Here is a 10,354-nt window from a genome sequence, read left to right as displayed (position 1 = left end):
CCCCAGAAGGCGTAGGGCCGTTGTTTTGTCGGAATCGTAGCGCTAGCGTAGGTGGAGACAAAATAAAAGGCATTCCGAAACGCCGTCCAGTCATTTGAGGGAGTGTTACGAAGCCAGCACCGAGTTTACGATGGTAGTGGCGAAGTGGCACGTACGCAGGACGTCTGGGGCGCCGAAGGCATTAGCGGTCGCGTTAAGTTTTTGCCGCTTGCTTGGGCTGGGATGCCCAAAACAAGCTTTCGCAAAAATAGCGACTCCCCGCATTCGCTCAGGCTTTTGCTTCAAACTGCTTGGGATCTATACGTGAGCAATGAGACCTCTGCTAAAGCCTGTGACTGGGGTAGCCTGCAGAAATCTCGATGCTTTGGTCAGGGGAGGGCTAAACTTAGCGAGTTCTATTGTTTCGTCCTCTGGGGTTATTACCCTGTTTACTCGCCCCCGAACGTTGGCCATCCCTATGGTCAACTCTTGGTTTCTTTGGTTTTCTGGGTTTAATAGGGCGGCGATCTAAACGAGATTCGGGGACAGTGTGGACAGGCTCAAAGCCATCGACTATTTCACGAGTTAACACTGTCTTAATTAATCTTTCAATATCAGAAAGTTGCTGAAATTCATCAGCACTGACTAATGATACTGCCTGGCCGCTTGCTCCGGCGCGTCCTGTACGACCAATACGGTGTATATAATCTTCGGGAACATTGGGTAAATCAAAGTTAACCACTTGTGGTAGTTGATCGATATCCAGTCCACGCGCTGCAATATCAGTTGCTACCAGGATTCGAATTGAGCCTTTTTTAAATTCTGCCAGTGCTTTTGTACGCGCTCCCTGGCTTTTATTGCCATGAATTGCAGCGGCCTGGATGCCCTCAGTTTCCAGATGGCGGGTTAACTGGTTAGCGCCACGTTTTGTGCGCGTAAAAACCAGTACCTGTTGCCATTGGTGATCTTTAATCAGTTGTGTGAGTAGTGCAGATTTCTGTTTCTTATCGACTGGATATATGCACTGCTTGACTGTTTCGGCAGTGGTATTGCGTGGGCTAACTGAAATTTCAACCGGGTTATGCACGATAGTTTTTGCTAATTGACGAATTTCATCGGAAAAAGTAGCAGAAAACAGCAGGTTTTGGCGTTTTTTAGGTAACTTAGCCATTATCTTGCGTATATCGTGGATAAAACCCATATCCAGCATGCGATCCGCTTCATCCAGAACCAGGATTTCTAATTGCGAAAACCTAACGGCATTTTGGTTGTGCAGGTCTAATAAACGCCCGGGTGTTGCAACCAGAATATCGACCCCTTTGCGTAAGCGTATCATTTGTGGGTTGATTTTTACGCCACCAAAAACGACAGTCGAACGTAGCGGTAAATATTTACCGTAGTTGCTGATACTTTCTTCAATCTGGGCAGCGAGCTCGCGGGTGGGAGTTAGTATTAGTGTGCGTATCTGATTTGCATTAACATGTTCAGCGTTGGATAGTAACTCTAGTATAGGCAGGGTAAAGCCTGCTGTTTTTCCTGTTCCTGTTTGAGCTGCTGCCATGACATCACGGCCCTCGAGTACTGCCGGGATTGCTTGCGCTTGTATAGGGGAGGGTGTTTCGTAACCTTGCTCGGCAATGGCTTTCAGGATTTCAGGGGATAAGTTTAAGGCGGCAAAGCTCATTGCTTGTCTCTTTTATTAATGGGGTTACTGGGAGGTGGGTGTGTAGTCTACAGGAACTTGGTATTGAGAGCTATTATCCTGAAAAATCAGTTACTCACAGAGCCTAGTATAAGATCTTAATTTTACGTTGTTTCTTGTTTGCCTGTCTAACAGGTTTTTCAGCATAACTGGCAGGGGGCATAAGCCTAAGAATGTTGAAATAGGGTGTAAATTATTTCAAAGTAAAAAAACAGACCCCGCTAATTACAAAGGCTAGCATAATATTCAGCACCAGACCTTCTCTTGCCATGTCTTTGATATGAAATTTATGGGTACCGTAAACAATGGCGTTAGGTGCTGTGGCAACAGGCATCATAAAGGCACAACTGGCACTGATTGCCGCTGGCATCATTAACAGCTGTGGGTCGATGCCAGCAGCTCCACCTGCGGTTGCCAGAATGGGCATTAGCAAAGTAGCTGTTGCGCTATTGCTGGTAAACTCCGTTAAAAAAGTGACAAATAGACAGGTTGATAATATCAGTGCAAAAACAGGTAGTGCTGATAAGCCTGCTAACATAGCCCCCATTTTGTCACTTAAACCCGAAGCCATAAAAGCTTTTGCAATAGCAATGCCGCCAGCAAATAGTAATAACATACCCCAGGGAATATCACTGGCGGTTTGCCAGTCAAGTAAGGTTCCCTTTTGTTCACCATTAGGTATCAAGAACATTAATACCACACCACACATTGCAATAGTGCTATCACCAATCCCCTCCAGACCTAGCCACTCACTCCAGAGAGTACGTGTTATCCAAGCTAATGCAACCAGGCCAAAAACGATTAAAACCCTTTTTTCGGCAGGTCGCCATGCGCCTATTTCTGGTAGCACAAAACATTGCTTTACCGACACCTTGCGAGTTAGCCAAAGAGCCATAAGGGGAAGACCAATAATGACGACTGGAATACCTGTCTGCATCCAGGTAACAAAGTCAATGTCTTTGCCTTTGCCTTTGCCTGTTGTTTCCTGGTAAACACTAATAAAAATGATATTGGGTGGTGTACCAATCGGTGTGCCTATTCCACCTAAACTAGCTGCATAGGCAATACCCAGAGTTAATGCGATAGCCATTGCATCATCTTCAATTCCCTGTAAAGTCGCCAGTGCAATAGGTAATAAAATAAGGGTCGCTGCTGTATTAGATATCCACATGCTTAAAAAAGCAGCTGCCAGCATAAACCCAATAACTACCCGTTTGCCACTATTAACTCCTGCGAGCCTTACCATATAGATCGCGAGTCGGCGATGTACGCCACTTTTTTCCAGAGATCGCGATAACATAAAGCCACCCATTAATAGCAATATGATATGACTGCCTAATGCAGTTGATACTTCTTTAGGGGTGAGTACGCCAGCAAAGGGAAACAAAGCAAAAGGAATCAATGATGTGACAGGTATGGGAATTGCCTCGGTAACCCACAATATAATAGTTAGTAGTGTGATGGCAGCAGTCCATGCTAGTTCATTAGACTGGGCAAAAAGATGAATTAAGCTAAGTCCTGTTAGTATGGCTGTAAAGAATGCACAGCCTAGTATTATTACTTGTTTGTTGCTCATGAGTTTTTCTAAATTAGGGTAACGGCTACCTTTTGCTTACTCAGTTAATTTGGCGGTATTTTTCTAGCTACGTAGAGCGGACTAAAATCCGCTCTACATTAATGCCTTATTTTAGTTAAATTAATTTACCTTGGGTACTTATCCGAAAGTATTAAATTGGAATATAAATGAAGCCGGCGTAATACAGGATGAGCAGAGACTCTTATTTCCCGTGTTCCGCCGGCTTCATACACGCTACTATTTAGTTTCGGATATTAACATACTGAAGTTTCCCAATTATTGAGTAGCTGAAATACACAATGCTGGTGTATCGAGGTTTATTTTAGGTGGTTTTGCCATGTTTATAGCAAACCCCTACTTAATTCCCCTTAGGCAATAGCATTTGAAACGAATGAAAAGACTATTTTTTTCATATAGTTGTAGCATAGTTTCAATTTTACCATAAATAATTATTGGGAAACTTCAGATTAAGAAATTAATTTTAATTCCTAAAAAAGCTGTTTGATTACTATTCGGGCAATGCAACAGAAAGCTGTTGTAACGCGTATTCTAAATGCTGCCATCCTGATTCATTGGCAGGCAAACCAAAGCGAAGGCTGGCTGGCTGGTTGAAATGCCGAGTCAAAACGGCCTGTTTAGCGAGTTGTTGGTGTGTCAATATTGCATGTTCGGATTGTACCCACTGGAAAAGTTGAGTGGAGCCGGTCGGGGACAACTGGAATTTTGTAAGTAACAGGTTTAGGCGTTGACTTTGTTGCTGTAATTGTTGGCGTGTCTGCTCTTGCCATGCTTTATCTTGTAAGGCATGCGCACAAACAAAACGGCTGGGATTGCTTATAGTCCAGGGGCCAAGTAATTCATTAAGAGACTTTAAAATAGTCGGTTCAGCTAAAACAAAGCCCGCTCTAAGCCCTGCCAGGCCAAAAAATTTGCCAATAGATCTTAATATGATTAATCCTTCTAATGGGGCAAGCTTGCTTAAACTTAATTCAGGTGTACAGTCGATAAAAGCTTCATCAATAATTAACCAGCCTTTTCTCTGATTTAAGTTTTTCAGCCAGGAAAGGCATTGTTTTTCAGTAAATGTTTGTGCTGTCGGATTGTTGGGGTTGACTAGAACCAGCGTATCAAGCTGATTAATAGATTGCTCAACTTCGTGAGCCGGAATGTTTAATATTTTATGTCCTGCTTTTTTCCAGGCATAAGCATGTTCGGCATAAGAGGGTGTAACAATGCCGGTTGTACCTGCTGGGCGCAACAAAGGCAGGCTTTGAATAGCTGCCTGTGATCCGGCAACAGCTAGAATATCTGAGCACTGATAGTATTGTTGCGCAGCGGAAATAAGTTCATCCAGATCTTCGGGTAAGCGCTGCCATATTGAATCTGGAATAGCGGGGATGGAATATCCATTAGGGTTAATACCCGTTGATAGATCTAGCCATTTAGCGAGTGGGATTTGGTATTGTTGTACTGCTTCTAATAAGCGCCCTCCATGTTTAAGCAAGTATTTCTCCCAATGTAATAATGGATAGCCAGAGTAGTGTTGTCGATAAGATCAATGAGTTGGCGCGCTTAATATCCTGGTTAGTCGCTTTGTTCTGGGTGCCTAGTGCGGGTTTGCTTATTAATTGTCCATGATAGATGGCATCTCCGCCTAACTGTATATCCAGGCTACCGGCACCAGCACTCATTACGACACCTGCATTGGGGCTAGCGCAATGTGGGCTTTGCTGTCGATAACAATGCCATGCCTGCTGAGTATGCCCGAGTAACATATAACTTAAGGCAGTCAGGCGTGCGGGTATCCAGTTAAGGATGTCATCCAGACGGGCAGCAGCATAACCGAAATGCATGTAACGCTGGTTTTTATAGCCCCACATGGCATCTAGTGTATTGCTTAAGCGATAAAATATGGCACCTGCTGGGCCTGCAAGTGCAAACCAGAAAATGGGGGCGAAAATCGCATCTGCACCATTTTCCAAGGTACTTTCTATCGTTGCCTTGCGTATCGCCTGAAAGTCCATTTGTTGTGTTTCGCGGCTAACAATCATAGAGATTGCTAGCCGAGCCTGTGTCAAGTTGCCAGCCTGTAACGGCTTGTATATTGCCAGGGTATGTTGCAATAAACTTTTAGGAGCAATACACAGATAAAGTATCAATGGGCTTAAAAGCATATTTAGCAGTGGTGATCGCGTTAGGATAAATATTGCCCCGGAAATAGGTAGAATAGCCAGTGTTAAAGCGTGCAATCCATTTATCTTTTGATTTATATTCAATCTATCTTTAGGTAGAATAAGTCGCTTTTCTATATGAGTAGCCCAAGAGCCAAACAAGACTAGAGGATGTCCTCTTTTAGGTTCACCTAATAAGGTGTCAAGTAATAAGGCAAGTAATAGCGTAAGTGAGACAGTCATTAGCTGCTAGTTTAACGTGTAAAAAGGCAGCAACAATGCCATTAAAGGAATATAAATGCAAGCAAGAACATTAATGGTACAGGGGACAACCTCAGATGCAGGAAAAAGTGCATTAGTCACGGGCTTATGTCGTTATTATAAGCGGCAGGGTGATTTGGTGGTTCCTTTTAAGCCGCAAAATATGGCTTTAAATAGCGCAGTGACACCAGATGGAGGAGAGATTGGTCGTGCGCAGGCTGTACAGGCTAAGGCCTGCGGATTAGAACCCCATACTGATATGAATCCGGTATTGCTTAAGCCTAACTCGGATAAAACCGCACAAGTGATTATGCAGGGTAAGGTGATTAAGAACTTAGGTGCAAAAGCCTATCATGCTTATAAAACCCAGGCGATGCCGGTAGTGCTGGATTCTTTTCGGCGTTTGCAGGAGCAATATCAACGCATTATTGTCGAGGGGGCAGGAAGCCCGGCAGAAATAAACCTAAGACAAGGAGATGTGGCTAATATGGGTTTTGCTGAAGCCGTAGACTGTCCTGTTATTTTGGTAGCAGATATTGATAGAGGGGGCGTTTTTGCGCATCTAGTCGGTACATTGGAATTATTAAGTCAATCTGAGCAGCAACGGGTGCTGGGGTTTGTTATCAACCGGTTTAAAGGCGATATAGATATTTTACAACTAGGTATCGATTGGCTGGAAAAAAGAACAGGGAAGCCTGTGTTTGGTGTGTTGCCTTATTTACATGACTTATATCTGGAATCAGAAGATAGTGTTGCAGTGGAGCAGACTAAGGCAGGTAGCTTTAATATTGTTGTGCCACGCCTACCTCGTATGAGCAATCATACGGATTTTGATGCGTTACGTTTGAATGATGCAGTGAATCTACAATTTTGTCGTCAGCCTGATATTGCAAGCCCAGCCGATTTAATTATTTTACCAGGCAGTAAGTCGGTTCGTGATGATTTGGTATGGCTACGAGAATATGGCTGGGAGCCAGCATTATTAAAGCACTTACGCTATGGCGGTAAAGTAATCGGCTTATGTGGTGGCTATCAAATGTTGGGTAAAGAGATTCATGATCCGCTTGGTATTGAGGGTAAGCCCGGGTCTAGTTTAGGTTTAAGTTTACTGGGTATGCACACGACTTTATTACGAGAAAAGCAATTAAAGCAGGTAACTGGGATTTTACTAATGGCCGATGCTACCGTGCAGGGATATGAAATACATTCAGGGCAGTCAGAGGGGGAGGCGTTGTTGAATCCGCTTATTAAGATGGATAATGGAGAGTTCGAGGGTGCGATCTCAAATGATCAGCAAGTATTAGGAACTTATGTGCACGGAGTGTTTGATAATCCGGGTGTCTGTGCGGCTCTTTTGAACTGGGCGGGCGCGAAAAAAATACGCGCGGTTGATTTTAATGCACAATGTGAGCAGGGGATTGATTTAATGGCTGATACAGTTGAACAATATATTGATATGTCATTGCTGGAGCAATACTGCCTGGATTTTTCGCTAAGGAATGTGCACGAAATAACTTCCTGAAGCAGCCAAGCTTGAATAATGAAATATCTCCCCTAAATTAAGGTTATCTTAATTTATTACTCAGTGGTTGTCTTATGTCATTTCCTTATAAAAAAAATATCGAAAAGTCGATGAAGAAATTTTATGACTCACTTTGTGAAAAAAATAAGCGACGGTATGCCGCCATTGAAAGTGAAAAATTATCTCATGGTGGCGTTAACTATATTTCAGCTTTATTAGAGTGTGACCCAAAAACTATCCGCCAAGGAAAAAAAGAACTCACCGAATTAGAACTGGATATAACAGGAATCAGACAACCTGGAGGCGGTCGAAAAAAAAGACCTCTACCCCTGAATACAGTGGAATAGATCAAGACTTTTTAGATATTCTTCAACAGCATACAGCAGGCAATCCAATGAATTCATCTATTAGGTGGACTTATCTAAAGCCGCGTGAAATCGTCAGTGAATTATTAAAAAAGGGTTATTCTGTCAGTCGTAATATCGTTCGATATTTATTAAAAAAACATGAATATGTTAAGCGCAAAGCCCAGAAAAACATTACGATGGGTGGTCATCCTGACCGCAATGCTCAATTTGAAAATATTACCCAATTGAAGCAGGACTACCTGGATGCGGGAAACCCTGTTATTAGTATGGATACCAAAAAGAAAGAGTTATTGGGTACTTTTTATCGTAATGGATCGCTCTATACACAAGCAGCCATTCAAACGAATGATCATGATTTCCCTAGCTCTGCAACAGGCAGTGTTATTCCTCATGGGTTTTATGACCTCAAACGAAACACAGGATATATCACGCTTGGAACGAGTCATGATACCAGTGAATTTGCCTGTGATAGCTTATTTCAATGGTGGGTAAACGAGGGTATTATTCATTATCCTAAAGCAAAATCATTGTTGATCCTTTGCGATGGTGGAGGGAGTAACAGCTCACGGCACTACATTTTTAAAGAAGATTTACAAAAGACTGCGAATGCACTTGGATTGGAAATTAGGATTGCCCACTATCCTCCTTATACCTCCAAGTATAATCCCATTGAACATCGTTTTTTTCCTCATGTGACTCGTGCTTGTGAAGGTGTTGTATTTGACTCGGTTGAAACAGTTAAAACATTGATTTCTAGAACATCAACGTCAAAAGGACTAACAACAATTGTTCACATACTCGACAAAATATACGAGACAGGACGAAAATATGCCGCTGACTTCAAAGAAATAATGCCGATTGTATTTGATACACATTTACCAAAATGGAATTACCGTGCAATTCCTCAAGAATAATTAATATCGGGAAGTTGTTTCGTGCTTATTCCTTAGCTTCGCTAAATTATATTGTCGATTTAACAATACATTTTTGACATGCATTTCACTCTCTAACATACGTACACAGTTGTCAGTCACTTGGTCCAGATCTGCTAATTCTGAACCATTCATATGTTGCTTAGAACTTGAAAAGTCTAATAACTCCCAGATGATCTGCATGGCATCATCAGACGACCTCTTGATTCGGTCCAGATATTTATGAGCTTTGAAATGCTCAGGATTCTCTTCCTCAATAAGTGAAATATATGAACGAATAACTGAAATAGGATTTTTCAGGTCATGAGCAACAGCATAATCATAAGTTTTGAGTTCTTCATTTACGCTCCGAAGCTTATTATTGCTCTGAATAATTTTATCTTCATTTTCTCTCAGTTTATCCATTAAGTGATTATAGGCAATGCCAATCACCCCTATCTCAGTAAACGAATCAATTGGAGCGGTTGACTGCAAGCCACCGGAGTCTGTTTGACTCTTCATATAGGCAATAAGTTCATATAATTCAGAAGTAGCATGATGCTCACTGATATTTAAGCCAATCAGTTCATCTTCTTTTGAAACTCTAAAAGTAATAAATTTATTAATGATTGCAATCAAGCTATAAGATAAACCAAATGCCCAGACAGCAATGCATACTATGCCTAGTAACTGCGCTCCAATTTATTCTAGGCGACCAAGCCCTGTATCAAGTAGTTCTAGATTGCCAAACACTCCCACCGCCAGTGTACCCCATATACCGGCAGCCAAATGCACTGGTATAGCACCCACCACATCATCAATCTGGAACTTTAATAACAACCGACTAGCCCAGCACACCACAATCGCATTAATCCCCCCAATTATTGCTGCATCCTGAAAAGTAATTATATTAGCAGCACCTGTCACAGCGACTAAGCCACCTAAAGCACCATTAATCAGGTCTTCCGGTGCAGGGTTACCATATCTGATATGACATATAATCAGTGTAGCCACCAATGAAGTTGACCCTCCAATTAAAGTATTACTCAGAATAATTCCGATATCAGAATTAAAACTATAAGCACTTCACCCATTAAATCCTAACCAGCCAAACCAGAGTATTAAAACACCTAAAGAAGAAAGTGTCAGATTACTACCTTGTATGTTGATTGGCTTACCAGAAGCATCAAATTTCCCCAGCCTTGGACCTATGACCAAAATCAAAGCAAGTGCAATCCACCCACCTGTAGAATGCACGACTGTTGCGCCCGCAAAATCATAAAACCCTTGTTTAGCCAACCAGCCCTGCTCATTACCAAAAATACCGCCACTCCAGACACTATGAACAGCAAATGGGTAGATCACTCCACCAATAAGTAGAACGATAACCGGATACATAATAAATTTTAGTCTTTCAGCGGCAGCACCAGAAACAATCGTACAGCAGGTACTACAAAAGACTGCCTGGAAAACAAAAAAAGCGTTAACAGTATTATCAGGAGAAAAGAAAAAATAATAGTTAGTTTCTAGATTAAATAAATCTGAGATGGGAGTGCCAAAGGCAATTGAGAAACCAAGCAACCAAAAGATAAATATTGAAGTTGCATTATCTACAATATTTTTAAGTGCGACATTAATATTATTTTTAGATCGGGTAAGCCCCGTTTCCAGACACAGAAACCCTGCCTGCATAATCCAGACTAGACATGCACAGATGAGTACCCAAAAAACATCAATATCAGATAGATTCATAGCACTTCTTCTCTTTTATTATTTTTTAGAAGCGAGTTGTTTGCTTTTGGCATCTCAGCTAGTTACTGAAGTTTCCTAGAAATTCATCAAGCGACCATGCGTAACAAAACGG

Annotated in this window: 9 protein-coding genes and 1 pseudogene; 4 read left to right on the top strand and 6 right to left on the bottom strand. The window is 42.0% G+C overall.

The window, feature by feature from the left end:
• Window positions 1-102: 102 nt before the first annotated feature.
• Window positions 103-495: a hypothetical protein gene (locus tag CDZ78_RS21380; RefSeq protein ID WP_140414138.1), complete on the top strand. Its 393-nt coding sequence runs from the start codon at window positions 103-105 to the stop codon at window positions 493-495.
• Here the strand turns inward: CDZ78_RS21380 and CDZ78_RS16465 are convergent.
• The 4 genes from CDZ78_RS16465 to cbiB all read right to left on the bottom strand — a co-directional run bounded on the left by CDZ78_RS16465 (window position 386) and on the right by cbiB (window position 5,671).
• The gene (locus CDZ78_RS16465) at window positions 386-1,663 is read right to left on the bottom strand and encodes a DEAD/DEAH box helicase (protein ID WP_087870969.1); all 1,278 of its coding nucleotides are present in this window, start codon (window positions 1,661-1,663) and stop codon (window positions 386-388) included. The two genes, CDZ78_RS21380 and CDZ78_RS16465, sit on opposite strands and share 110 nt — an antisense overlap.
• A gap of 211 nt (window positions 1,664-1,874) precedes the next feature.
• Window positions 1,875-3,257 (bottom strand): SLC13 family permease, encoded by a 1,383-nt coding sequence (locus CDZ78_RS16460; protein WP_087870968.1) that lies wholly within the window; start codon window positions 3,255-3,257, stop codon window positions 1,875-1,877.
• A 508-nt stretch (window positions 3,258-3,765) separates the two neighbouring features.
• Complete coding sequence (gene cobD / locus CDZ78_RS16455; RefSeq protein ID WP_087870967.1) at window positions 3,766-4,761, bottom strand: threonine-phosphate decarboxylase CobD; 996 nt, start codon at window positions 4,759-4,761, stop codon at window positions 3,766-3,768.
• Window positions 4,754-5,671, bottom strand: a complete 918-nt coding sequence (cbiB, locus tag CDZ78_RS16450; protein WP_087870966.1) for an adenosylcobinamide-phosphate synthase CbiB — start codon at window positions 5,669-5,671, stop codon at window positions 4,754-4,756. Before cbiB ends, cobD begins: the two co-directional genes overlap by 8 nt.
• A 55-nt stretch (window positions 5,672-5,726) precedes the next feature.
• On the opposite strand from cbiB, the gene CDZ78_RS16445 reads away from it, so the two are divergent.
• From CDZ78_RS16445 to CDZ78_RS16440, 3 genes are all read left to right on the top strand, one after another.
• Complete coding sequence (locus tag CDZ78_RS16445; RefSeq protein ID WP_087870965.1) at window positions 5,727-7,211, top strand: cobyric acid synthase; 1,485 nt, start codon at window positions 5,727-5,729, stop codon at window positions 7,209-7,211.
• A 74-nt stretch (window positions 7,212-7,285) separates the two neighbouring features.
• Window positions 7,286-7,558, top strand: coding sequence for a hypothetical protein (locus CDZ78_RS23280; protein ID WP_087868120.1), 273 nt, complete (start codon window positions 7,286-7,288; stop codon window positions 7,556-7,558).
• The gene (locus CDZ78_RS16440) at window positions 7,477-8,493 is read left to right on the top strand and encodes an ISAzo13 family transposase (RefSeq protein WP_148102017.1); all 1,017 of its coding nucleotides are present in this window, start codon (window positions 7,477-7,479) and stop codon (window positions 8,491-8,493) included. Before CDZ78_RS23280 ends, CDZ78_RS16440 begins: the two co-directional genes overlap by 82 nt.
• Here the strand turns inward: CDZ78_RS16440 and CDZ78_RS16435 are convergent, their stop codons facing one another.
• Together CDZ78_RS16435 and CDZ78_RS23275 are read right to left on the bottom strand one after the other, a co-directional pair.
• A complete protein-coding gene (locus CDZ78_RS16435; RefSeq protein ID WP_230990927.1) occupies window positions 8,494-8,916 on the bottom strand; it encodes a histidine kinase dimerization/phospho-acceptor domain-containing protein in 423 nt (140 codons plus the stop codon).
• Between the two features lie 135 nt (window positions 8,917-9,051).
• Window positions 9,052-10,242: pseudogene (locus tag CDZ78_RS23275) on the bottom strand (ammonium transporter); the annotation flags it as partial.
• Window positions 10,243-10,354 lie beyond the last annotated feature (112 nt).

Origin of the sequence: Bathymodiolus platifrons methanotrophic gill symbiont, assembly GCF_002189065.1 — a bacterium.
In the GTDB taxonomy this organism is placed as follows: domain Bacteria; phylum Pseudomonadota; class Gammaproteobacteria; order Methylococcales; family Methylomonadaceae; genus Methyloprofundus.
Note: the sequence above shows the minus strand (reverse complement) of the source record. Positions and strands in the feature narration are given on the sequence as shown.